The sequence below is a fragment of the Streptomyces sp. NPDC051136 genome (assembly GCF_044455745.1).
In the GTDB taxonomy this organism is placed as follows: Bacteria; Actinomycetota; Actinomycetes; order Streptomycetales; family Streptomycetaceae; genus Streptomyces.
In genome coordinates, this window is record NZ_JBITFE010000015.1 from 12,894 (window position 1) to 36,158 (window position 23,265).

14 protein-coding genes are annotated in these 23,265 nt (G+C 74.5%); 3 read left to right on the forward strand and 11 right to left on the reverse strand.

Annotation, left to right across the window (positions count from 1 at the left end):
- Positions 1-31 precede the first annotated feature (31 nt).
- From ACIBCJ_RS33340 to ACIBCJ_RS33350, 3 genes are read right to left on the reverse strand one after another with little or no spacing between them, the layout of a single operon-like run.
- Complete coding sequence (locus ACIBCJ_RS33340) at positions 32-427, reverse strand: DUF742 domain-containing protein (protein ID WP_133888197.1); 396 nt, start codon at positions 425-427, stop codon at positions 32-34.
- Positions 428-437: 10 nt separating this feature from the next.
- A complete protein-coding gene (locus ACIBCJ_RS33345; protein WP_362096814.1) occupies positions 438-872 on the reverse strand; it encodes a roadblock/LC7 domain-containing protein in 435 nt (144 codons plus the stop codon).
- Complete coding sequence (locus tag ACIBCJ_RS33350) at positions 869-3,658, reverse strand: nitrate- and nitrite sensing domain-containing protein (protein ID WP_365980668.1); 2,790 nt, start codon at positions 3,656-3,658, stop codon at positions 869-871. The genes ACIBCJ_RS33345 and ACIBCJ_RS33350 overlap by 4 nt, the downstream gene beginning before the upstream one ends.
- A 420-nt stretch (positions 3,659-4,078) precedes the next feature.
- Between ACIBCJ_RS33350 and ACIBCJ_RS33355 the strand changes: the two genes are divergently transcribed.
- Positions 4,079-4,621, forward strand: a complete 543-nt coding sequence (locus tag ACIBCJ_RS33355) for a hypothetical protein (protein WP_362096817.1) — start codon at positions 4,079-4,081, stop codon at positions 4,619-4,621.
- Between the two features lie 192 nt (positions 4,622-4,813).
- Here the strand turns inward: ACIBCJ_RS33355 and ACIBCJ_RS33360 are convergent, their stop codons facing one another.
- From ACIBCJ_RS33360 to ACIBCJ_RS33390, 7 genes are all read right to left on the reverse strand, one after another.
- Positions 4,814-7,795 (reverse strand): hypothetical protein, encoded by a 2,982-nt coding sequence (locus tag ACIBCJ_RS33360; protein WP_365980517.1) that lies wholly within the window; start codon positions 7,793-7,795, stop codon positions 4,814-4,816.
- A 2-nt stretch (positions 7,796-7,797) separates the two neighbouring features.
- A complete protein-coding gene (locus ACIBCJ_RS33365) occupies positions 7,798-9,657 on the reverse strand; it encodes an HSP90 family protein (protein WP_365980518.1) in 1,860 nt (619 codons plus the stop codon).
- Positions 9,658-9,748: 91 nt separating this feature from the next.
- Positions 9,749-10,747: a hypothetical protein gene (locus ACIBCJ_RS33370; RefSeq protein WP_365980669.1), complete on the reverse strand. Its 999-nt coding sequence runs from the start codon at positions 10,745-10,747 to the stop codon at positions 9,749-9,751.
- 115 nt (positions 10,748-10,862) lie between these two features.
- Positions 10,863-15,536 (reverse strand): hypothetical protein, encoded by a 4,674-nt coding sequence (locus tag ACIBCJ_RS33375; protein WP_365980519.1) that lies wholly within the window; start codon positions 15,534-15,536, stop codon positions 10,863-10,865.
- 78 nt (positions 15,537-15,614) lie between these two features.
- Positions 15,615-16,496 (reverse strand): hypothetical protein, encoded by an 882-nt coding sequence (locus tag ACIBCJ_RS33380; RefSeq protein ID WP_133888191.1) that lies wholly within the window; start codon positions 16,494-16,496, stop codon positions 15,615-15,617.
- A 112-nt stretch (positions 16,497-16,608) separates the two neighbouring features.
- Positions 16,609-18,135 (reverse strand): hypothetical protein, encoded by a 1,527-nt coding sequence (locus ACIBCJ_RS33385; RefSeq protein ID WP_362096831.1) that lies wholly within the window; start codon positions 18,133-18,135, stop codon positions 16,609-16,611.
- Positions 18,136-18,226: 91 nt separating this feature from the next.
- Positions 18,227-18,922, reverse strand: coding sequence for a GntR family transcriptional regulator (locus tag ACIBCJ_RS33390; RefSeq protein ID WP_365980520.1), 696 nt, complete (start codon positions 18,920-18,922; stop codon positions 18,227-18,229).
- 129 nt (positions 18,923-19,051) lie between these two features.
- On the opposite strand from ACIBCJ_RS33390, the gene ACIBCJ_RS33395 reads away from it, so the two are divergent.
- Both ACIBCJ_RS33395 and ACIBCJ_RS33400 read left to right on the forward strand, forming a co-directional pair.
- Entirely contained in the window at positions 19,052-20,374 is a 1,323-nt protein-coding gene (locus ACIBCJ_RS33395; RefSeq protein WP_365980521.1) for an MFS transporter, read from the forward strand.
- Positions 20,371-21,204, forward strand: a complete 834-nt coding sequence (locus ACIBCJ_RS33400; protein WP_362508663.1) for a putative hydro-lyase — start codon at positions 20,371-20,373, stop codon at positions 21,202-21,204. Before ACIBCJ_RS33395 ends, ACIBCJ_RS33400 begins: the two co-directional genes overlap by 4 nt.
- 564 nt (positions 21,205-21,768) lie before the next feature.
- On the opposite strand, the gene ACIBCJ_RS33405 is transcribed toward ACIBCJ_RS33400, so the two are convergent.
- Positions 21,769-23,187, reverse strand: a complete 1,419-nt coding sequence (locus tag ACIBCJ_RS33405) for a HEAT repeat domain-containing protein (RefSeq protein ID WP_365980523.1) — start codon at positions 23,185-23,187, stop codon at positions 21,769-21,771.
- Positions 23,188-23,265: the final 78 nt, after the last annotated feature.

A 23,265-nucleotide genomic window follows, 5' to 3' on the forward strand; every position in this document is an offset into this window, starting at 1 on the left:
AACGTGCCGCCCGACGTGCGCGGGGGCCGGTTCACAGTGCCCTCAATCCGCTGATCACGTCGCGCAGTATGTTCTCGTCCGGCAGTTCGGCCGGGGGCACGGGCCGGTTGACGTGCACGAGTTCCCCGTCCACGAGGTCGCCGACCAGGACCCGCACGACCCCGACGGGCAGGTCGAGTTCGGCGGCGAGTTCGGCGACCGACTGCGGGGTGTCGCGGCACAGGCCGACGATGTCCACGTGCTCCGGGGAGAGGGTGACGTCCGCCTCCGGATCGTCCGCGTGGGGTTCCGTGACGACCACCGCGATCAGGTCGAGGCGGTGCTGGGCCGCGCTGGTGGTGCGGCCGCGCGTCATGGCGTACGGACGGACGACGGGCCCGGCCTCGTCGTCGAACCAGTGGTTGCTTCCCTGACCGTCTGCGCTCATGTCATCCCACTTACCCGTCCGAGGGCAGTTCGGTGCGCGGAGCGGTGCCCAGGTGCACGCCGACCCGCTTGACCAGGAGGGTCATCTCGTAGGCGACCTGGCCGACGTCCGAGTCGGCGTCGGACAGGACGGCCAGGCAACTCCCGTCCCCCGCGGCGGTGACGAACAGGAAGGCGTCGTCGAGTTCGACGACGGTCTGCCGGACGCTGCCCGCCTCGAAGTGCCGGCCCACGCCCTTGGCGAGGCTGTGGAACCCGGACGCCACGGCGGCCAGGTGCTCGCTGTCCTCCCTGGTCAGGTCCTTGGATACGCCCGTCGCCAGACCGTCGCCGGACAGCACGACGGCCTTGCGGATGCTCGCGACGCGGTCCACCAGGTCGTCGAGGAGCCAGTTCAGCTCGCCGGACTTGGTCGCGGTGTGGCCGGTCGCCTTCGGTGCGGTCATCGACCGTCCCCCTTTGTCGTTCCTCGTGGTGCTGATGGTGCTGTGCCGCCGGGTGGGTCGTCACCCGCGGCGTTCTCCTTGCGGCCGCGCTGCCAGCCGCGCTGGAGCGAGGCCATACGGCTGCGGACCTCGTCGGCGTCGCGGTCGGCCGGGTCGGAGCGGTCCTCGGCGGAGGGTTCGGGACTCTGCCTGAGCTGAGGGGCCAGGTTGGCCTGGCGTACGCGCCGGGGCAGCGCGCCGGTCCCGGCGCCGGGGGCCTGCGCAACCCCGCTCTCAGGGGGCACGCCGCCGCCGTCACGGCCGGGACGGGGGCCGTCCGCATCCGCACGGCCTTCCCCGCGCTCCCCGGTGCGGTCTCCTCGGCGGCGGGCGGGCAGGGCGGGCAGTTCGTCCGCCCGCGGCGGGGCGGCGGCCGGGTGCTCCGGCCGGTCGGTGCCCGTCGTGCGCGGCTCGTCGGCGTCGCCGCGGGCGGGCCGTTCGGGGACCGGGCGTCCGTGCGAGCTGACCAGCTTGGGGGTACGGCGGCGCGGCAGCGCGACCGGCGCGTTCTCCGCGGTCCCGTCCTCGGCCGGTTCGCCCTCGGGCCGGGTCTCGGGGCGTCGCCGTCCACCGCGGTGGGCCGCCGGGTCGTCGTCGGCCGCGGTCAGTGAGCGGCGCGGGCGGAACAGGCCGCCGCGCTCGCTGTCCTGGTCGTCCAGCGCTCCGGGCAGGCCGTCGAGGGCGTCCAGGTCCACGGGCGCCTCCAGCTCGACGGGGCCGTCCAGCAGCGCGGTCGGCCGGTCCTGGAGCCGGGCGGGCACGTGCGAGAGGCCGGAACGGCGGCTCTCCTCGCGCTCCTTGTCTTTGACGTGCTGAGGACGGTCGAGGCGGAAACCGACGCCGTTGGTGTCCGGGGCGTCGTCGGTGAGGAGGGCGTCGGGGACGAAGACGACCGCGGTGGTGCCGCCGTACGGGGAGGGCTGCAGGGACACCCGGACGTTCTGCCGCTGGGCGAGCCGGCTGACGACGAACAGGCCGAGCCGGTCGGTGTCGGACAGCTCGAACTCGGGTGTCTCGGCCAGCCGGAGGTTGGCGTCGAGGAGGGCGTCGGCGGCCATGCCGAGGCCGCGGTCGTGGATCTCCAGGGTGAAGCCGTTGGCGACGCGCTCGCCGAGCACCTGGACCGCGGTGTGCGGGGGCGAGAACACCGTGGCGTTCTCCAGGAGTTCGGCCACCAGGTGGGTCAGGTCGGCGACCGCGGGTCCGGTGACGGCGACGCGCGGCAGCCTGCGGACCTCGATGCGCTCGTAGTCCTCGACCTCCGCGACGGCGGCGCGGACCACGTCCATGAGCTGGACGGGCTTGCGCCACTGCCGGGAGGGTGCGGCGCCGGAGAGGATGACCAGTCCCTCGGCGTGCCGGCGCATGCGGGTGGTCAGGTGGTCCAGCCGGAACAGGTCCGCGAGTTCCTCGGTGTCCTCGGTCCTGCGCTCCATGGTGTCGAGCAGGGTGAGCTGCTTGTGCAGGAGCACCTGGCTGCGGCGGGCGAGGTTGACGAAGACCTCGGAGACACCCGCGCGGAGTTCGGCCTGCTTGACGGCGGCTTCCACGGCGGCCCGCTGGAGCGTGTTGAGGGCCTGGCCGACCTCGCCCATCTCGTTCCTGTCGTACTCCAGGCGCGGCACCTCGGTCTCGACGTCGACCTCCTCGCCCGCCGAGAGGCGGCGCATCACGCTGGGCAGGCGGACTCCGGAGGCTTCGTGGGCCTCCAGGCGCAGCTGCTTGAGGTCGCGGATGAGGGAACGGCCGACGCGTACGGACAGGAAGAGCGAGTAGAGCAGGGCGATCAGGCCGAGCGCTCCGGCGATGACGGCCTTGGCGATGGTGTTGGTGGCGACCGGGTCGACACGCTCCTGGTAGCGGTCGGCGGCCTGGTCGTCGAGGTCGGCGAGTTCCTCCAGGACGCTCCCGGCGGCGGTGTCCCAGCTCTTGGCGGTGACACCGCGCGGCATCCCGCTCGCGGTGGAGACGGCGGCCTGTTCGGCGACGCGCAGCGGTGCGGAGGCCGCGTTCTTCCAGAAACGCTGGTAGCGGCCGCGTTCGGTGGCGGGCAGCAGCGGCAGGTTGATGTCGTACATCATGGTGCGCTGGGCGACCAGGTCGGAGACGTCCCGGGTCTCGGTGCGGGTGAGGCCCCCGGTGACCAGGGCGGAGCCGAGGAGGGCGTCCTCGCGGGAGAGCAGTTCACGCGCGCGGGAGACGTTGACCAGCGCCCGGTACTGCTTGTCCAGGCCCACGTCGTCGACGACGTCGAGGTTGGCGAGGAGATCGTGGCAGGGGTCCACCAGACGGTTGTAGAGGCCGAGGGCCTGCGCGCGGTCGACGGTGCCGTCCTCGACGCTGCGGCGCAGGGAGCCGATGCTGTCGAAGGCGTCCAGTACGGCGGTGAGCCGTTCCTGTGCGGCCCCGCCGAGGTCGTCCCGTACGTCGGCGTCGGCCGCGTTGCGGCGGATCTCGGCGACGGCCTCGTCCGTGGCGGTGCGGCTGCGCTCCAGGGCGGCGAGTCCGTCGGAGGCACGCGGGTCGGCGAGGTGGACGAGGGTCTGCCTGCGCTCCTGCTGGAGCACGCGGACGGTGTCCTCGACCGGGTAGCCGATCTTCTCGACGACGGTGGAGGCGCTGAACAGCTGTGCCGCCTCGCGTCCCGTCAGTACCGTGGCGAAGGCCCAGATCACGGTCAGGGACACCAGCGGCACGAGAAGCAGCGCCACGATCTTCCGGCGGATCGACTTCCCGCGAAAGCGCATGGCCTCCCCCAGCTCGACCCCCACCGACGGGGGGTACACATGTGCGTCAACAAACGGCGCGAGCCTACTACTGACGCACAGGTAACTCGAAGACCTATCCGGAGGCCGAACCTCCGCACCGGGGACCAGCGATGGTCAGTTGTCCGGTCATTACGGGAGATTGCCTCCCGTGATCGGCTCGCCGGGGCTGGACGGTTCGTCCGGCGTGACGGGCGGATTGGCCGAAATTCTTCGACTGCGCGGGCTTTTCGGGAATCTCGGGGACCCGTCGTTCGTCCTTCACTACGGGAAATGGAGGCGGAATCGGCCACAGGAGCCGCAACCCGTCTCCGGGTGGCGTGAAGCGGCGCAAGCCGGGCAGCCAGAGGGGAGCCGTGTCGGGTGACACGGACGAGCTGTCTGCTGGCGGTGGGGAGTGACATGTTGATGGGCACGGCGGAGCGGCGCGGGGCGCCGGACGGTGGCACGACCGGGGTGGGCGCACCGGTGGCCTCGGGGGCACCCGAGGCACCGGGCCGCGGCATTCCGGTGGCCGGGCCGGACGGACGGGCGCGTGAAGGACAGCCGGAACACCGGCCGTTGTGGCGCGAGGAGCCGGCGCGGCGTCCCCGGTTGCCGGATCCGGTGCGGACGGCGGCCGTGCGGGCGGTGCTCGTCGTCGCCGTGACGCTCATCTCGGCGATGGTGGCCTTCCTGTGCACGATGGCCCAGTCCTGGCTGGCGTTCCCGATGGTGCTCGCGAGCGTCGCGGGCACGGTGGTGGCCACCTGGGGCGTGCTGGACGTGTGGGTGACCCGGCAGGTGTGGAACCAGCGGCACGGGGTGGTGTCGGCGCCGAGCAGCACCGCCCGGGCCATGCGCCGCGAGCGTCGCCGGGCGAGGCGGCAGACCCGGGCCGCCGAGCGGGGCCAGGAGCGGATAGGCCGACGGGGCGGCCGCACGGGACAGCTGTCGCACCCCTGAGCCGACGGCGACGACAGCGGCGTCCGCGACCGAGCGGGGGTTCGGCGGCTGCCCGGTGTGACACGCGGGGCTGTTCGGGGCTCCCGGAGGACGTTCCGGCAGTCCCGCGTGCCGTGGGAGCCCCGGGGATCCTGACAGGTCCCGGAGCCCCCGGAAGCCCCGCTGGGCTCCGGGGGCTCGCGACGGCGCGTGTTACTCCTCGTCGCGCAGCCGGGCCGCCAAGGACGTCAGCGGCTCGGCGACCTCGGTGTGACCCAGGGCGATCAGCCGGGAGGCCGCCGCGTCCAGGCGGGTGAGCGCGGGAGCGGGTCGCTCCAGGTAGAGACCCTCCACCGCGCCCGCGAGCCGGACGCACTCGGCCCACTCGCCGGCGCGCTCGCCGTCCGGGCCCGGCTCGCCGATCAGGGCCAGAGCCTGCTCCAGCGCGCTCAGAGCGTCCTCGTACGCGCCCGCGTAGGCGTTGACCCGCCCGTACTCGTAGGCGAGCGCGGAGTCCAGCGGCCGGCCGTGGGCCTCGTACCCCGCGGAGCGGGCGCCGTCGGCGACGCGGCCCGCGTCGGCGAGGAAGGCGAGGGCGTCGGGCAGTCCGTCGGGCCCCTGCCGCTGGGCCTGGAGGCGGGCCAGTTCGCGCAGGCAGTTGCTGAGCGCCTCATGGCGAGGATCGCGGGCATGGGCGGCGAGCGCCTGGTCGGCCGCCTCGCGGGCCCGGCCGAACTCGCCCGACTCGGCGAGCAGTACGGCCGTCTCCGCGGCGATCATGGCATGGCTCCCGGGGTCGTCGTCCCAGCCCGCCGACTCGGCCGCGAGGGCGACGAGCTCGGTCGTGGCGGCCTTGAGATCGTCCCCCGCGTGCAGCGCGCGAGCGCGGGTCAGGCGCAGCTGGGCGGTCAACCGGTCGTCCAGCTCCCCCGCGGTGACGTCCGGTTCGGCCAGCACGGAGTCGAGCAGGGCGATGCAGTCCTCGACACGGCCGAGGTCCAGGCTGAGCCGGGCGGCGTTGCTGTAGGTGCAGTAGGCGTCGAACCGGCTGCCGCCGCGGAGGCTCAGCTCGGCCGAGCGGGTCAGATGGCGCAGGGCCTCGTCGGGGCGGCCCAGATGCACGCAGGTTTCGGCGAGATCGCTGTGGAGGCGAGCGGTGTCCATGGCATCGGCGGGCCAGTCGGCGGCCAGCCGCAGCGCCTCGCCGAGGTCCGCGTGCGCGGCCGACGCGTCCCGCAGGCCGAGGTGCAGTTTTCCGCGCAGTCCCAGCGCGCGGGGCAGGTGCCAGGCGGGTCCGTGCGCCGTCAACCGGTCGAGGAGCGCGTCGGTCCGGGCGAGGGCGGTGGACAGGTCGCCGGAGATCGCATGCGTGCTGGCCCGCAGCAGCAGGGCGCCGGAGACCTGCCCGTCGATGTCGTGCCGGGTGGCGAAGGCGTGCAGCAGGTCGACCTCGGCGAGCACCGGCGCCACGTGCTCCTCGCGGCCCGAGGTTTGCAGGCGCAGGCCGAGCGCGGTCGCCCGCAGCCGCAGCAGACGGGCCTCCTGGTGCGGGGTGAGACCGGGCGTCCTCTCGTGCAGGCGGACCATGGCCGCGTGCGCGGCGGTCAGCGCGGCGGCCTTCGTCTCCGCCGCCGCCTCGGCAGAGGCGTCCACCGCGTCCTCGGCCGAGGCACCCGCCCGGGCCGTTCCCGCGGCCTCGGCCGTGGCGAGCAGGGCGCACGCCCGGGCGAGTGCCGCGTGGCCGGGGGCTCCGGCGTCGTCGTACAAGCCCGCCGCCTCCTCGTGGAGGTCGGCCGCCTCCGCGAAGTCGTCCCTCTCTCCCGCCCGGCTCCCCTCCTCGGCGAGCAGGTCGGCGCGCAGCCGCGCGAGCGGACCCACGGCCGGGTCGTCGGGGTGCGTGTAGTCACGGGCGGTGACCCGGGTGCGCAGTTCCGCCCAGCAGGCCGCCGCGTCCGGGTGGCCTTGCTCGTGCAGCGCCCGCGCCCTGGTGACGAGTTCGGCCAGTGACTCGGGTACGGCGACGGCCGCGGGGGCGGCGGGAGCGGCGACCGGCACGGCCGGAGCCACGTCTTCCAGGGCACGGGGGCGCAGGGTCAGTTCCAGCGCGTCCAGGAGCGGGGCGCGGTCGAGGCGGGCCCGGCGGCGGTCGCCGTGGGCGGTGGTCCCGTTGCGGACGTCGAAGCGGGAGGCGAAGTCGTCGGCGCGACCCCGTACCTCGGCGCGCAGGGCGGCCACCGTCCAGGTACGGCCCGGGTAGCCGGCGGCGGGCAGTGCGCCGTGGCCGAGGGCCTCGACCCGCTGGAGGAGAACCTCCACGCCGGTGAGGAAGTCGAGCAGGGAGAGCGGGGAGTCGAGCTCCTCGAACAGGTTCCGGTTCTCGGCGAGCAGTTCGAGGCCGCGGGCCTCGTTGCCGGTCAGCGCGCAGAACTCCAGGTGCCGGCCGACCTCACCGGCCATGCCGGGGTTGCGTCGGCAGCCGCGGTAGCCGGCCAGGTGCAGTTCGCGGGCCCGGTCGACGCGACCGGTGCGCACCAGGGGCAGCAGCGCGTACGAGACGGAGCGAGCCGGTTCCTCCTGGCACGACTCCTTTCCTGCCAGGACGGGCTCCCAGACGTCGAGCGCCCGCTCGTCGTCGCCCGCCGCGAGCCGGTACAGGGCGCGTTCGCAGGTCTCGCACGCCTCGCAGTCGCTGAGCCGGGTGCGGGTGCGCGCCGCCCACAACTCGTAGGCGGGGGCGGTGTCCTCGCCGACGTGGGCGGCGAGCTGGTACATCTGCCCGTAGTAGGGCTGGAGGCCGAGGCCGGCCTTCTCGTACCGCTCGCGCATCTCGGTCATCCACCGGCGCAGGCTGGCCAGCGGTATCTCGGGCAGGGCGCGCAGGGCGTTGGCCACCCACTTGAACCGCCAGAAGAGCGTGTGCCGCAGGCGCTCGTCGAAGACGTCGGGCTGCTCGTCGAAGAGGGTGAGCAGGCGGGCGAAGACGACGGGCGACTTACGGGGCTCGGAGCCGTAGGTGTACGCCTCCTGCAGTTCGAGCAGCGCGTGGACGAGCGGGACGGGCTCCTCGAACTGTTCGGCGACGTCGACGAGTTCCTCGGCGGTGACGGTGCGGGTCCGGCCGTAGGGCAGCCGGTCGTTGGCGCGGAGGGCCTCGTACAGCTCGTCCGTGCTCTGGGCGTGGGGTGCGGTGGGCATCGTCAGCTGTCCTTGCGGAGGGCGTGGGCGAGGAGGTCGAGGAAGGAGCGGTTGATGAGGCTCGACTCGGCGGGTCTGAGCGGACGCCGGGACAGCAGCGCGGCCTGGCCGTAGAGGGCTTCGGCGCTGGTGCGGGCCAGTTCGGGTTCGTCGATGGCGACGGCGGTGCGGACCAGCGGGTTCAGCTGGTTGAGGATCAGCTGGGCCCGCGGGGCCTCCTGGCGCAGGGCGCCGAGGATGTCGCCCCACAGGCCGCCCTCCTGCTCGCGGGCGAGCTGGGAGCGGGTGCGCTCGTGCCGGGCCTCGCGGCTGTCGACGAGGAGGGCGGGGGCGGAGGCGGGCTGGAAGGTGCGCAGCGCCACGTCGCAGTCGAAGACGGCGAGGGCGTCCCGGGCGCGGGCGAGGTAGGCCGCGGCGGCCAGCTCCGTCTCGCGGTCGACGGGGTCGAGGTGCGCGGTCAGGGTCGCCGGGTCCAGGTCGGCGACGCTCGCCTCGGGCTTGATCTCGGGCAGCCGGTGGACCAGTTCGCGGTCGTACGTGTAGCCGCCGTTGACGACGCCGAGCCCGGCGGCGGATGCGATGGAGGCGACCTGCCGGAACTCCTCCACGCTGGACGTGACGAGCACGGTGCGGTGGGTGCGGGCGAACTCGTCGAGGGTGGTGTGGCCGTCGGTGGTCTCGAACGGCAGCCAGGGCAGCAGCATCCGCAGGATCTCGTCGTCGTGCACGGCGAGCGACTTCACGGCCAGGTGGTGGGCCTGGAGGAAGCGGGCGAGCAGGTCCGGGTCGCTGGCGGCGGCGCGGGCGATCCAGGCACGCAGCCGCTCGGCGAGGGCGTCGCGGACGGCGGCCAGGGTGTCGTCCTCGTACAGGGACTCGCGGGACGCCGTCGGGCGCAGGCTCTCGGCGTCGACGACGCACCGCACGAAGAACGCCCACTCGGGCAGGATCTCCTCGGCCTGCTCGGACAGCAGCATGCCCTTGACGTGGACGCGGTGGCCGTGGCGCCGCCCGGCGGGCACCGCCTCCGGCAGCACGCACGCGATGCCCTTGAGGCCGACGGCCGGCAGGTCGAGTTCGATGGTGTCCAGCGGCGTGAACCCGAGGACCTCCTGGCCGTACGCGGCCAGCGCACGGGAACGGGCGCCCGGGGTGGGGTACGTACGCGTCCAGGGGGCGGGCTCGGGGTTGACGGGCGCGCCGCCCGGTCCGTCCGTGCCGTGCGTGCCGTCGTCGAAGGTCACCGGGTGACGCAGCAGGGAGCCGAAGTGCCGGGCCAGCGCGTGCACCTGCGCGGGCCGGGTCCACTCACCGGCGTCGGCGCGCGGGGTCAGCGTGACCGTGGTGCCGGGCCGGGGGCGTGCGGAGGCGCGCAGGGTACGGACGGTGTAGCTGCCGTCACCGCGTCCGCGCCACTCCACGGCGGGCGCGTCGGGGGTGCGGGCGGAGCGGCTCAGGACGTGGATCTCGTCAGCGACCAGGAAGCAGGAGAGCAGTCCGATGCCGAACTGGCCGATGAAGTCGGCGCGCTGCTCCGCGACCTGCTCGGCGCGCTTGCTGCTGCGGCCGATCGTGGCGAGGAAGGTGTGCACGTCGGCCTCGGTGAGTCCGACGCCGTCGTCCTCGACCCGGACGACCGAGCCGTCGGCGTACAGGCGGATGCCGAAGGCGCCGGCGGGGGCGGCCGGTTCGAGGCGGTGGCGGGCGGTCAGCGCGTCCACCGCGTTCTGCAGGAGTTCGCGGAGGTAGACGCGAGGGCTGGAGTAGAGGTGGTGGGAGAGGAGGTCGACGAGGCCGCGCAGGTCCACTTGGAAGGTGCGGTCGGCGCCGGCCGGATGCGAGGAGGTGTCGGACGAAGTCATCGTGCGGTCCCGGGGGTGGCGTGAACGAGGGCGGGGGCCGGGTGAGCGGCGGGGTGCGGGGCGGGCGGTGGAGCGCCGGCCCGGTGGTGGCTCAGGCGTGGCGCCGGAAGCGGGCGTAGGCCTTCTCCGGCTGCGCCATGTACGTCCAGGGCCACGGCGTGTAGGCGCCGTCCAGCTCGTGGAAGACGCGCGGGGCGACGACGCCCTCCGAGGCCAGGCTCAGAGCCATGGCGAACACGTTGAAGTCCTGCTGCCAGCCGGGGCGCCGCTCGTAGGCGGGATGGAGGATGCTGTGCTTGGCCGCGTCGCGCAACTCGGCCTGGATGTACGGCAGGTCGAGGCAGCTCGGGCTGTCCGACTCCACCCAGTCCTCGATGTGGGCCATCGCCACCACGCAGCCGAGGCGGTGCCCCTCGGGCGCACGGGTGAAAACCTTGCGCGCGTACGTCATGGCCTGCCCGGGCCGGCCGCCCCAGCGGGGCTGCAGCTGGGAGACCCACTGGATGTGGGTCTCCAGGTCCAGCGGATCGCGGCGCAGGGCGGCCTCACGACGGGCCCGTTTGACGTCGTCTCCCAGGGACGTGCCGCGGGCGGAGGTGAGGAGGCGGCGCCACGGGGTGATCCAGTCGGGTCGCAGCTCGGCGGCCCGCAACAGGTGTTCGTCGGCGGTTTCCAGCCGCTCGTGGAAGACCCGCCACTGCTCCCGCGTGACGTTCGCGGCCCGCCCGGTGGTACGTGCCTCCCAGCCCCAGGCGACGTGACGCGCCCCGGATATCAGCAGGGCCGTCGCCCGGTGCTCCGCGTCCTCCTCGACGGCCCGGCCGATCCAGTCCTGCACACCGTCCAGATCGGCCAGCTGGTCGAGCACCTGGTGGTCCCGGCCCAGGTCGAACGGGGCCAGCGCCGTCTTCACCCCGTCCCAGTCCCCCGCGTCGGCCGCTTCCACCAGGGTCAGCACCCGGGTGTCCCCGAGGGCGCGCAGGGGATAGGTCCCGTTGCGCCGTGCGCGCTGGGCCGGCAGGGCGTGCGGATCCGCCGCCGGTCTCCGCCCCGCCGTCTCCCCCGCCTTGCCGAACAGCTTGCCGAGCATGTCGCGCGCCCTCCCCAGGTGCTGCTTGATCAATCCGGAGCAGCATAAGGGGAAGCACCGACATCGCCTCCACCTCGTTTTCACACCGGCTCCACACCGGTCGGGGCGCGCGGGATTACGCGGGTGCCTGGGCGGGCCGCCTGTACATACGGGTCGCCGTGATCTCGCTGTGCACCGCGTCACCGTCCCCCTCGGCGGCCGGCGTCGGCTGGGGCAGGCCGGGCCGCAGGTGCTCCTCCACGCTGATGTACTTCAGTCCAGCCCTGAGGTCGGCGTCGTTGCGCAGCCGGATGACCAGCGGGAACTCGGCCAGCGCGGTCGTGTCGAACAGGCCGGTGGTGTACAGGAGCTGGACGCCGAGCGCGTCGGAGACGGCGCGCTGGAGCTCCAGCAGGTAGGTGGCGTTGGCGCGGCCGATGGGGTTGTCGAGGAACAGGGTGCCCGCGTGCCGGTGCCGGTCGCGGCCCCGGTCGTTGCTGCGCAGCGCGGCCATCGTGCAGTACAGGGCGATGGCGGCGGTGAGCAGCTGGCCGCCGGAGAACACGTCGCCCATCTGGCCCACGGGGACGCGTTCGGCGCGCAGTACGGCGTCGGGCTTGAGGATCTCCACGGCGACGCCCTTGGGCTGGAGGGCGGCGCCGACTCCGCGCAGCAGCAGGGACATGCCGTCGCGGCGCAGGTCGGAGTTCTTCTTGACGGCGGCGCGGGTGGCCTCGTCGACCACCTCGCCGAGGCGCTCGGTGAGCGTGGCCTGGTCGGGCTCCTCGAAGCGGATGCGCAGGAATTCCTGCCCGGACCACTCGCCGAGGCCCTCCGGCAGCCGGGAGAGCCGCTGGGCGGAGCGGAGGGTGGCGAGGGCGGACTCGACCAGGCCGCGCAGCCGGTCCACGATCGAGTCGCGGTTGCGTTCCAGCTGGGACAGCTCGTCGGTGAGGACGCGCAGCCGGGGCGCGAAGGCGTCCGCCCACTTGGCGGCGTGTTCGGGCAGTGCGGCGGCGGGCAGTTCGCGGATCTGCTGGCGGGCGGGGGTGCGGACCTGCTCGTAGCGGGTGGAGTTGGCGTGCCGGACGAGGACGTCGCTGGCCTCGCGGACGGCCGACTCGGCGGCGGACAGGTCGGCGGCGCAGCCGCGCAGCGAACGGCGGGCCTCCGCGGCCGCCCTGCGGGCTTCCTCCAGGCCGCCCTCGTAGGGCTCGGGTTCCTCCTGCTCCTCGTCGGGCGCGTGCTCGCGCAGCAGGTCGCGGAGCATGGCGGCGACCTCGTCGAAGCCACCGGCCGCGTCCTCGGCGGCGCGGTGCGCGTCGAGCAGTTCGGCGTGGGCCTCCCGGGCCCGGGCCAGTGCCTCGGTGCGGGCGGTGAGTTCGGCGGTCGCCGTGCGCAGCAGGGTCTGGGCGTGCTCGGCGTCGCGCGGCTGGAGTTCCTCGGGGAGGTCGGTGTGGGTGTCGCCGTCCTCGGGCGCGTGCCGCTCGGCCTCGCCGCGCAGCCGGCCGAGCTGCTCGCTCGCGCTGGACATGCGGGTCTCCAGGAGCTGCACCAGCTCTTCGGCGCGGGCGGCGGCGGCCTGCCGGGAGGGTCCGTCGGAGCCGTCGGGCGACTGGAGGAGCTGTCCGGCGCGGGTGCGGACCTTGTTGCTGAGCCGGTCCAGTTCCGCGCGGGCGCTGCTCTCGTCGCTCTCCGCGCGGGCCTGCTCGGCGCGCAGGTCGGCGCCGACGCCGACCTTCTCGTACACCTGCGACGCGGCGCGGTAGGCCTCGCGGAGATCGGGCAGGGACGCCTTCGTCCCCGCCGCCTCCGCGCCGTCCCCGGGCGCGTTCTCCGGTACGTCGTCGGGGGCGCCGGCGATCTCGGAGCGCTCGGCGCGCAGGGCGCGGGCGGTGCGGCGGGCGTCGTCGGCGGCGCGCTGGGCGGCACGCCGGTCCTCGTCGGCGGCGCGGGCGCGCTCCAGGCAGGCCTGGGCGCGGGCCTCGGACTCGGCGCCCTCGTCGGCCAGTTCACGCAGCCGGACCTGCCAGCCGGCGCGTTCGCGCAGCCGGAAGGCGAGTCCGGCGAGGGCGTCGGCGGCGCGGCGGGCCTTCTGCGCGGCCTCCTGCCGCTCGTCGCGCAGGTGGACGGCCTCGGCGGCGCTCTCGTCGGCTTCCGCCCGCACGGTACGCGCCTCGGTCAGCTCGGCCTCGGCCTCCTCGGCGAAGGCGCGGGCCTCCGCTGCGGCCCGGGCCAGTTCCGCGAGGCGCCCGGTCGGGCAGCCGGTGCGCCAGGAGGCGAGCCGGGCCGCCAGCTCGCGGTCCTTGCCGAGGCGTGCCGCGAGGGCGCGGATCTCCTCGTCGCGCTCCCCCGCCCGCGCCCGCAGCGCGTGCCGCTCCTCGTCGGCGGCCTGCTCGTCGTGCATGGCCGGGTTCGGCGGTACGAGGAAGACGTCGCCGGTGCCCGCCGCCTCGGCGGCCGGGGCCGGGGCGAGGAGGGCGGCGGCGGTGCCGACGGCGACGGCGGAGCGCGGCAGCAGGGCCGCCTCGCCGAGGACCTCGCGGGCGCGGGTGTGCGAGTCGGGGTCGGTGATGATGACGCCGTCGACCAGCTCGGGGCGGGCGGACAGCACGCGCGCGTGGTCGGCGGGGTCCACGGCCTGGGCGAGGTAGCGCCAGCCGGGCAGGGCGGGGATGCCGTGCTCGCCGAGGAACTCGACCGTGGCCAGCACGTCCGGGCCCGGCGGCAGCAGTCCCCCGTCGCCGAGTGCGCCGAGGATGCGGGAGTCGTCGGCCGCGGCGGTGCGCAGGTCGAACAGCTGGCGTTCGGCCGAGGAGACGGTGCCGTCGAGCAGTTCGCGCAGCTCGTCGGCGAAACGGTCGAGTTCCTCGGGGGTCAGCGTGCCGTCCGACGCCACGGGAGCGGCGGCCTTCTCGTCGTGGTCCGCGTCCCGGCGGGGCTGGGGGATGCCCGGACGGGTCCCGGCGGCCAGGCCCAGCAGCTCGGCGAGCCGTTCTTCCGCGGCCAGTGCCTCGGCGGTGCGCCGCTCGCTCTCGTGGGCGCGCTCGGCCGCGGTGGCGGCGTCGGCGGCACGGGCCGCGGTCAGTTCGGCGCGGCTCTCCGCGGCCGCGGCCTCACGGGCGTGCTCGGTCGCCCGGCGGGCCGCCTCGCGGGCGGTGTCCCACGCGGCGACGGTCGTCTTCTCCGCGTCGCTGGCGGCGAGGGCGGCGCGGGCCGGGTCGGCGTCGGGTGCGCTGTCGTCCAGCCAGCCGGCCCGGACGGCCTCGGCGGTCTCCTGCTCGACCTCGGTGAGGCGCTGGCGCAGGTGCCCTGCCTCGCTGCGGGCCCGCTGGGCCTCGGTGGCGGCGTTGGTGGAGTCGCGGTGGGCGGCGTCGCTGACCTCCTGGAGGGTGGCGGACCTCGCCTCCTCCTCGTTGGCGTGGTGCTCGGCCTTTCCTGCCGCCGCGTGCAGGGCGCGGACGAGCGCCACGGCGGCTTCGGCGCGGGCCGCCAGCGCGGGAGCGGCGTCGCGCTCGGCCTCCTGGATGGCGGCGGACACGCGAGTGACGCGGTCGGCGGCGGCGCGGTGGCGCAGAACGGCCTCGGCGGCCTGCCAGGCGGAGTGCAGGGTGCGCGCGTCGGCCAGTTCGCGCTTCTGCGCGGCGGCGGACTTCTCGGCGCCCGCCAGGGCCAGGGACGCGTGCCGGTAGGCGAGTTCGGCGGCGACGAGCCCGCTGCGGTCCCGGGCGGACTCGGCGTGGGTGACGGCGTACGCGGCGGCCGTGACCCGCTGGGCGAGGTCGCCCGCCCGGACCCGCTCCCTGGCGCCGCGGGCGGTGAGCCGCCGGGCCAGGTTCCTGGTACGGCGTTCGGCGGCGCCGTGGATGTCCCGCGCGCGGGTGCGGGTCCCGGTGGCCTCGACGATCCGGCCGAGGAGATCGACGGACCCCGCGGTGAAGTCGCGTTCGGCGATCAGCTCGGCGCGCCGGCCGAGCTTGTTGCCGAAGCCGCCGACCAGGTCGGCGAGTCCGTCGGTGTCGCGGGTGTCGGTGACGGCCCGCAGCAGCAGGTCCGTGAAGTCGGAGTCCTTCTTGACCGCGAAGAGTCCGGCCGCCTCGCCCTCGTCGGCGTTCATCTCGCGCTGGTAGCGGAAGAGTTCGGGGTCGAGTCCGAGGTCACCGAGGTGCTCGTTCCAGCGGTCGTGGATCTCCTCCCAGTGCACCTCCAGGTGCGGATAGGCCTTGCCGGCCTCGGTGATCGCGTCCCGGAAGCCCTTCATGGTGCGCCGCCTGCCCTGCGCGCCGGAGGCGCCCTCGACGGGCGGGCGCACGGCGGTCGCCTCGGCGACCGGCAGGTTGTCCAGGGTCAGGCCGGGGCCCGGCCGGAAGGAGTACCAGGCCTCGGCGAACTTCCGCGGGTCGCCGGAGACCTGCCGTCCGCGCCACTCGCTGACCTTGCCGACGACGACGCACTCGCCGGTCTGCACGTGCTGCCACTCCAGCGCCACGTGGCCGCAGTCGTCGGCGAGCAGGAACTTGCGCAGCACGCCGGAGCTGGCGCCGCCCAGGGTGTTGCGGTGGCCAGGCAGCATCACCGAGAAGATCAGTTTGAGGAGCACGGACTTGCCGCCGCCGTTCTCCAGGAAGAGCACACCGGCGGGCGCGGGCCTGCGCGGCGGGCCGACGGGCTCCTCCTCGAAGAACTCCGCCTGCGTCGGCGCGGGGTCGGGCACGGGCTCGCCCACACCGCGCAGGTCAAGCACGGTGTCGGCGTAGCGCGCACCGGCGGGCCCGATGGAGTAGAGGCGGACCCGGGACAGCTCGTACATGGCGGACTCTCGTAAGTCTTCGGACGTCGGGGACGGTCGGGCGGTGCGGGCGGGCGGTGCGGCGGGAGGGCCGGGTGGTCAGGAGGAGTGGAAGGGCAGACCCGCGTCGGCGACGAGGTCCAGATCGTCCGTCTCCTCGGCGGGCAGCAGTGTCGCGGTGCCGTCGGTGACCGGGACGACGCCCAGATCGAGGAGCTCGGCCAGCGCGGCGCTGCCCGCCATGTCGCGCACCTGGAGCTGGTAGCGGGCCGTCGTCCGGTAGGTGCCTCCGTGGTCGTCGCCGGTGCGCTGGAGGAAACCGGACTCGGTGAGGAACGCGGCGGCCTTGCCGACGATGCCGGTGGTGGACCCGGGGAGTCTGCGCGCGTCCTTGGTGGCGCCGGTCGCGCTGCGCCTCACCCAGATCCGCCAGGCGGCCTCGAGACCCGGGGCGTCGGTGGCCGGGTCGGTGTTCTCGCCCTGCTCCTCCGCCCGCTCCTCCAGCCTCCGGCAGGCCTGGCGGACGAACGCGTCCACGCCGTTGACCGTGACGCGGCCGATGTAGCCGTCGTCGGCGAGGTCCTCGGGGCGCGGGTAGGCCATGGCGGCCACGGCGAGGTGGGCGAGGCCGTGCAGGAAGCGGTCGCCGGAGTCGGTGGCGGCGCGACGCGCGTAGTCGCCCATGCGGACGGCGAACACCGAGTCCTCGGCGGCGGCCACGGCCATCCCCGCGCGCGGGGACACCTCCAGGACGATCAGGCCGAGGCCGGCCGCCACGGCGTCGGCGAGCCGCGCGAAGGGCGGGTCCTCGCGGTAGCGCCGCAGCAGGTCGGCGTACTCCTGGTCGCGGGCGGGCAGCAGCTTGGGCTGGAGACCGAAGGAGACGAGCCGCGCCGCGTCGGCGGCGTCGGCGGGCGTGACGGCGGCGGTGGCCGGCGCGGCACCCGCCTCCGGTTCGCTCCGGTCGACGTGCTCGGTCACGGTCGGTACTCCTCGCTGTGCTGGGGCTCGGTGCTGCGGTACTGGGTGCGGCGGTGGTGAGCGGGGCGGCGGTGGTGAGCGGGGCGGCGGCCGGGACGGTGCGGGCCGGTCGTCATGCCGCCTCCTTCCGGTCCGCCGCCATGCCCGCCGCGTCCAGCAGCGCCGTGCCGACGATGAGGTCGGCGCCGCCGAACTCGGGGTCGTCCAGCTCGGTGCCGTCGTCCACGGCGAACAGGAGCTTCGGCTCGCCCTGGCGGTAGGCGGTGCCCACCGGCGGGCTGGCCGCGTGGACGGCGAGCAGGGCCACGAGGTACGGCAGTTCGGCGTCGCGGGCGCGGGCGTCGGCCAGCAGCCCCGACAGCCGGCGTGGGGCGTCGTGCGGCAGGTCGAGCAGTTCCATGGCCGCGGCGAGCTGCTCCTCGCTGAAGCGGCTGTCGTCCGGGGTGGCGATCAGGTCGGGTTCCGGCATCTCGGCGCCCAGGTGCTCGCGTTCCACCGGCGGGGTCAGGAGTATGTCGACGAGGTCGCCGACCCGGACGGAGACGGGTGTGCGCAGCCCGGTGCCGCGGGCGAAGAAGGCGTCGGTGACCCGGAGGGCCTGCTCCGCGGGCAGGGGCAGGACGGGCGCGACGAGGTGGCCGTACAGGTCCAGGCCGGAGGTGGCGAGAGGGGCGGCGAAGGCCTGCCGGTCCTGCTCGGCGCGGAAGAGCGGGCCGGCCTCCAGGAGGCGGGACTGGAGCTGGGTGTGACGGCGGATGCAGTCCTTGACGATGTCGACCAGCTCGGCGGCACGGCGCTTGTGCTCGGCGCCCTCGGTCTCGTCGCGGGCCTTGCGGATGTTGGTGAGGATCGCGTTCTCGTGCCGGTACCGGTCGGCGACGTGGTCCAGGGCCTCGGCGATCATGTCGGGCACGGCACTGAGCCAGTCCACCGCCCGGACGTTGCGCCGGGTGGCGTCCAGGGCCCTGCGCAGGGTCTCGGAGTACTGCACGGTCCGGTACCTGGCCTGTTCGGCGGCGAGCTGCGCGTCGGCGAGGCGGCCGCGGCTGATCAGCACCTCCAGCTTGACCTCGGCGGCGATCTGGGCGCTGGTGACGTCGGTGTCCAGGGCGCCGACGAGGACGTTGACCGCTTCGTCGGTGGTCCGCAGGTAGACGGTGCCGCCGGGTCCCGGGACCTCTTCGAGCAGCTTGAAGTCGTAGTCCCGGCGGACGTAGGTGCCGTCCGCCCCGAAGGTGCCGTACACCGCGCGGAAGCCGCGGTCGACGCTTCCGACGTTGATCAGGTTCTCCAGGACCCAGCGGGCCACCCGCTCGTGCTCGGCGGCGGGGCGGTGCGGGGCCTGGGCGGCGACGCGCGGGATCAGCCTGGCCACTATCTGGTCGTGGTCGGCGCCCGTGTCGAAGTCCATGTTCAGCGTGACCAGGTCGATGGCGGCGAGGGCGACCTCCGCCATGCCGTACACCGAGTACTCGCCGGCCAGGTTGGCCTTGCGCGCGTCGAGGTCGTGCAGCGGTGCCGTGCAGGCGAGGGCACGCAGCCGCCGCGCCAGCCCCTCGTCGGCGGCCGGGCCCGGGGCGGGGCGCGGCCCCGCGCTGAGCTGGGGCGGAACGCTGTCCGTCGATGCAGGCGAAGTCACGGTGCACAGACTAGGTCCTCGGTCTGACATCGGCCCAAACGACGCAGATGTGCCCCGGGCGGCCCGGGGCCGGCCGCCGTGCGCCTGCCGCCTACCCGTCGTCCCCGACCCGGCGCAGGTAGACGTCGACGACACGTTTGAGGGAGTTCTCGAGGTAGACCGCGAGCAGCCGCGCCGCCGTCTCCCGCTCGCCGCTCCGCAGGGTGTCGAGGAGCTCCGCGTTCCGGGCGATGTACGGCTCGTGCAGGCGCCGCGGGTCGTCCACGACGTGGAAGGCGAGGCGCAGTTCGGCGAAGACGCTGCGCATCAGCTCGTCGGTGCGTTCGCTGCCGGCGAGGGCGACCAGCTCCCGGTGGAAGTGGATGTTGGCCGTACCCACGCCTTTCCAGTCACTTTCGCGGGCCGCCGCGCGCCCGTCCTCGACGGCCTCGGCGAGCCCGTCGAGGGCGTAGGGCGGTTCGCCGAGACCGCGGACCACGGCGCACTCGACGAGGGAGCGGGTGCGGTAGATGTCCTCGACGTCCTCGACGGTCAGGACCCTGACGAAGACGCCCCGGTTGAGCTCGTGGACGAGCAGGCGTTCGTGCGTGAGCAGCCGGAACGACTCGCGCAGGGTGTTGCGGGACACACCGAGGGCGCCGCCGATGCTGTCCTCGGACAGCCGGGTGCCGGGCGGGAAGTAACCGTCGGCGATCCGGCTCCTGAGGATGTCCGAGACCCGCTCCGCGGTGCTGGTGCGCCCGAGAAGCGCGCGGTCGTCGGCCAGTCCCGTCAACTGCTCTGCCATGCCCGGAATTCAATCGCAGATGCCAGAACGAAACAACAGGGGTATTGAGGGATCGTTGAACGATCCCCTACGGTGCCAACACGTACCGCTCGACCAGCACCCTCCGTCCTCCCCTCTGCGAGGTGCACCATGAGCACTCCCCCTCCGCCTCCGGCCCCGCCCGCCGGCACCCGTTCCCTCGGTACGGCCGAACACCCCCCGGAGGAGGGCCCGTTCGGCTGGCTGCGCGCCCTCGGCCCGCGGGGCCGCCGTGCCTTCGGCGGCGCGTTCGGCGGGTACGCCCTCGATTCGTACGACTACTTCACGCTGCCGCTGACCATGGTCGCGCTGGCCGCGTACTTCGGTCTGGACAGTGGTCAGACCGGACTGCTCACCACGGTCACGCTGGTCGTCTCGGCGGTCGGCGGCGCGCTCGCGGGTGTGCTGGCGGACCGCGTCGGCCGGGTCAGAGCGCTGCTGCTCACCGTGATCACCTACGCCGTGTTCACGGTGGCCTGCGGTTTCGCGCCCAACTACGAGACGCTGCTGGTCTTCCGCGCCCTTCAGGGTCTCGGTTTCGGCGGCGAGTGGGCGGTCGGTGCCGTCCTCGTCGCCGAGTACGCGAGTGCCAGGCACCGGGGGCGCACGCTCGGCGCGGTCCAGAGCTCCTGGGCCGTGGGCTGGGCGCTCGCGGTGCTCGTGTACACGCTGGTGTTCTCGCTGGCCGGCGACGACCTGGCCTGGCGGATCATGTTCTGGACGGGCGCGCTCCCGGCGCTGCTCGTGGTCTGGGTGCGGCGCAGCGTCCACGACGCGCCCAGGGCCGCCGAGGTCCGCGAGAAGGGTGCGGGCAGGGGGTCGTTCGCGGCGATCTTCAAGCCGGGCACGGCGGCCTCTCCGGGCCTGCTGCGCGTCACGCTCTTCGCGAGCCTGCTCTCCACCGGTGTGCAGGGCGGCTACTACACCCTCGCCACGTGGGTGCCGACGTACCTGAAGGACGAGCGCGACCTGTCGGTCGTCGGCACCGGCGGCTACCTGACGTTCCTCATCTCGGGTGCCTTCATCGGCTACCTCACCGGCGGCCATCTCACCGACGTGCTGGGCCGCAGGCGCAACATCTGGCTCTTCGCGCTGCTGTCGGCGGTCTGCATCCTGGCGTACGCGAACATCCCGAGCGGCGCCGACACCCTGCTCCTGGTGCTGGGTTTCCCGCTCGGCTTCTGCATGTCGGCCATCTTCAGCGGCTTCGGTTCGTACCTGAGCGAGCTGTACCCGACGGCGGTACGCGGCGCGGGCCAGGGCTTCACGTACAACACCGGTCGCGCCGTGGGCGCCGTCTTCCCCACCACGGTCGGCTTCCTCGCCGACAGCTGGGGCGTGGGCGGCGCGCTGGTCTTCGGCGCCATCGGCTACGGCATCGCGGCCCTCGCCCTGCTGGGGCTGCCGGAGACGCGCGGAAGGGAACTGGCATGAACCACCCGCACCCCGCGACCGGGGACCGGCCGCTCGCCCTCGTCGACGAGCACGCGCACGCGTGGAGCCCGAAGGCGGCCCGCTCCCGCTTCCGACGGGGACTGGCCGGCCCCACCGCCGGGATCGCGGCCGGCCACACCCAGGCCAACCTGATCGCGGTGCCCGCCGACTGGGCGTACGACATGCTGCTGTTCTGCACCCGCAACCCGCAGCCGTGCCCGGTGCTCGACGTCACGGACGCCGGGTCCTGGACGACCGTGCTCGCCGACGGCGCCGACCTGCGGACCGATCTGCCGCGCTATCGGGTGTGGCGGGACGGCGTACTGGTGGACGAGCCGACGGACGTGCGCGAGTACTGGCGGAACGACCTGGTGACGTTCCTGATCGGTTGCAGCTTCACCTTCGAGTGGGCGCTGGCGGCGGCCGGCGTCCCGATCCGGCACGTCGAGCAGGGCCGCAACGTCCCCATGTACCTCACCTCCCGCCGGTGCCGTCCGGCCGGGCGGCTGCGGGGTCCGATGGTGGTGTCGATGCGTCCGGTGCCGCCCGCGCACCTGTCGGCGGCGATCCGCGAGAGCAGCCTGCTGCCCGCGGTGCACGGCGGTCCGGTGCACTGCGGAGACCCTTCGGCGCTCGGCATCGGCGACCTGGACCGGCCCGACTTCGGCGACGCGGTGGCCCGCGAGCCTGACGACATCCCGGTGTTCTGGGCCTGCGGCGTGACTCCGCAGGCGGCCGTCATGGCGTCGCGTCCGCCCTTCGCGCTGACCCATGCGCCGGGGCAGATGTTCCTCACCGACGTCCGTGACGAGCAGTACCGCGTGGCCTGACCGGGATGCCACGAGGCGGATGCGGGGCCTCAGCGGCGGCGACAGCCCGGGCGCGCCTGGGAGAGGACCGCGATCGCTCTGAACGCGGATCCGGCCCAAGGCCCGTATGCCGGACGCGGCAGACCGGACGCTGCGAGCCGGAAACCCGGGCGCGGTGCGCCGGACTCGGAAACCCGGGCGCGGTGGGCCGGTCGCGGTGCGCCGGGCGCCGGGCGCCGCATGCCGGACACCGTAGACGGACGCCGTAAGCCGTGCGCCGCGCACCGGACGCCGTAAGCCGTGCGCCGCGCACCGGACACCGTAAGCCGTGCGCCGCGCACCGGACGCCGGACGCCGGACACCGCAGCACGGGCCGCGGCCCCCACGGGCCCCGTCACCGGAGCGGACGCCTCCGGCCGCTCCGCACCGCGCGTCGTGTCCTCGCCGGTCCTGTCCCGTCGCCGCCGTCGTACGACGGCACGTCCGGCCGGAGCCGACCCCGCCCGCCCGCGGGTGCGGCGGGACGGGCCGCCCGCACCGCCGCGCCGCACTCACCGGCACCCGGCAGCTCGGCACCGCCAGTGCTCACTTCGCGGGTGCGTCCGGCCCGAAGCGGCTGCGTACCGCCGTCTGGACCTCGTCCTCCTCGGCCGGATCCGCGGCGAGTCGGCGCAGCCGTTCGACGACCCGGTTGTCACCGGTCTCGGCGTGGCGGGCGGCGACTTCGCGGGTGGACTCCTCGCAGTCCCACAGGCACTCGATGGCGAAGCCCGCCGCGAAGGTCGGGTCGGTGGCGGCCAGCGCGCGGGCGGCCCGGCCCCGCAGGTGGGAGGAGGCGGTCTCGCGGTAGATGTGACGCAGCACGGGCGCGGCGCAGGCGATGCCGAGCCGTCCGGTGCCGTCCACCAGGGTCCACAGCGTCGGCGCGTCGGGGCCCTCGCCCCGTACCGCCTCCCGCAGTGCGGCGAGGACGAGGTCGCGGTCCTGGGCGGCGCCCCGGCAGGCCAGTACCCGTCCGGCGGCGGCGCCCAGGGCGTCGGGCCGGTGCACCCAGCCGCGCGCCCGGTCCACGGCGGCGAGACCGCGCATCCGTTCGTAGGCGGCGACGGCGGCCTCCACGACCGGGGCGGAGCCCGTGGCCACGGCACCCTCGATCAGATCGAGGACGTCCGGATCGTTGCTGTCGGCGAGATGGCGCAGGGCCGTGCAGCGAGCGCCCTCGGTGCCGGACCGCGCGGCCTCGACGATCTCGGGGCGGTCCTCGGGGGCGGCGACGGCCGCGAGGCACCGGGCGGCCGGCACGTGCAGCGGGGTGCCGCGCTCCACGCCCTGCTCGGCCCACTCGAAGACGGCGCGCACGCTCCAGCCGGGGCGCGGACCGGTGGAGTTCATCTGGCGCTGCCAGCGGTCGAAGCAGCCCGCCTCCTGGGCGGCACGCACGCGCGCGGCGATCGGTTCGCGGGGATCGTCGGCCCACAGGCGCCAGGGCCGGGGTTCGAAGGCGTCCCGCACGGCGACGGCCAGCTCGGCGTCGCCCTCGGCGTCGTGCGGGAAGCGGGCCAGGACGGGTGCGGCGAGGGCGCGCAGGCCCGCGTCGTCGTCCCGCAGCGCCAGCTCGTCCAGGGCCCACGCCCAGTTGACGCCGTGGGCGGCGTACCGGCGCAGCAGCCGGAGCGCGTCCGGCCTGCCGTAGGAGGCGAGGTGGCCGAGGACCGCCAAGGCCAGCCCGGTGCGCGACTCGTCGGCGTCCAGGACGTCCTCGGGGTCGAAGAGGTGGGCCTCGATGGCGTCCAGCTCGCCGTTCAGGTCGAGGTAGAGGCGGGCGTAGTAGAGGGAGCGGTTCTCGACCTGCCAGTCGTGGCGGGGGTCGTGGAGCACACAGTGGTTCAGCGCCGCGAGCGCTTCGGCGCGCGGAGCGGTGAGCGCGTGCAGCGTGCCGTCGCCGCGACCCCGCTGAAGCAGGCCGAGCAGCGTACCGCTGGGCGCTATGACCGGATCGAACATGGGAAACAGCCTCACATCAAGCGTCGACGCAACCGGGGAGCACGCGTTACCTGGCCGTGCGCCAACACGTCGGAGCGC

Bases quoted from the DNA above. Each gene is read 5' to 3' on its own strand.
- ACIBCJ_RS33375 (WP_365980519.1), bottom strand. From the start codon at position 15,536: ATGTACGAGCTGTCCCGGGTCCGCCTCTACTCCATCGGGCCCGCCGGT.
- ACIBCJ_RS33365 (WP_365980518.1), bottom strand. From the start codon at position 9,657: ATGACTTCGTCCGACACCTCCTCGCATCCGGCCGGCGCCGACCGCACC.
- ACIBCJ_RS33405 (WP_365980523.1), bottom strand. From the start codon at position 23,187: ATGTTCGATCCGGTCATAGCGCCCAGCGGTACGCTGCTCGGCCTGCTT.
- ACIBCJ_RS33390 (WP_365980520.1), bottom strand. From the start codon at position 18,922: ATGGCAGAGCAGTTGACGGGACTGGCCGACGACCGCGCGCTTCTCGGG.
- ACIBCJ_RS33350 (WP_365980668.1), bottom strand. From the start codon at position 3,658: ATGCGCTTTCGCGGGAAGTCGATCCGCCGGAAGATCGTGGCGCTGCTT.
- ACIBCJ_RS33345 (WP_362096814.1), bottom strand. From the start codon at position 872: ATGACCGCACCGAAGGCGACCGGCCACACCGCGACCAAGTCCGGCGAG.
- ACIBCJ_RS33355 (WP_362096817.1), top strand. From the start codon at position 4,079: ATGTTGATGGGCACGGCGGAGCGGCGCGGGGCGCCGGACGGTGGCACG.
- ACIBCJ_RS33360 (WP_365980517.1), bottom strand. From the start codon at position 7,795: ATGCCCACCGCACCCCACGCCCAGAGCACGGACGAGCTGTACGAGGCC.
- ACIBCJ_RS33395 (WP_365980521.1), top strand. From the start codon at position 19,052: ATGAGCACTCCCCCTCCGCCTCCGGCCCCGCCCGCCGGCACCCGTTCC.
- ACIBCJ_RS33370 (WP_365980669.1), bottom strand. From the start codon at position 10,747: ATGCTCGGCAAGCTGTTCGGCAAGGCGGGGGAGACGGCGGGGCGGAGA.
- ACIBCJ_RS33340 (WP_133888197.1), bottom strand. From the start codon at position 427: ATGAGCGCAGACGGTCAGGGAAGCAACCACTGGTTCGACGACGAGGCC.
- ACIBCJ_RS33400 (WP_362508663.1), top strand. From the start codon at position 20,371: ATGAACCACCCGCACCCCGCGACCGGGGACCGGCCGCTCGCCCTCGTC.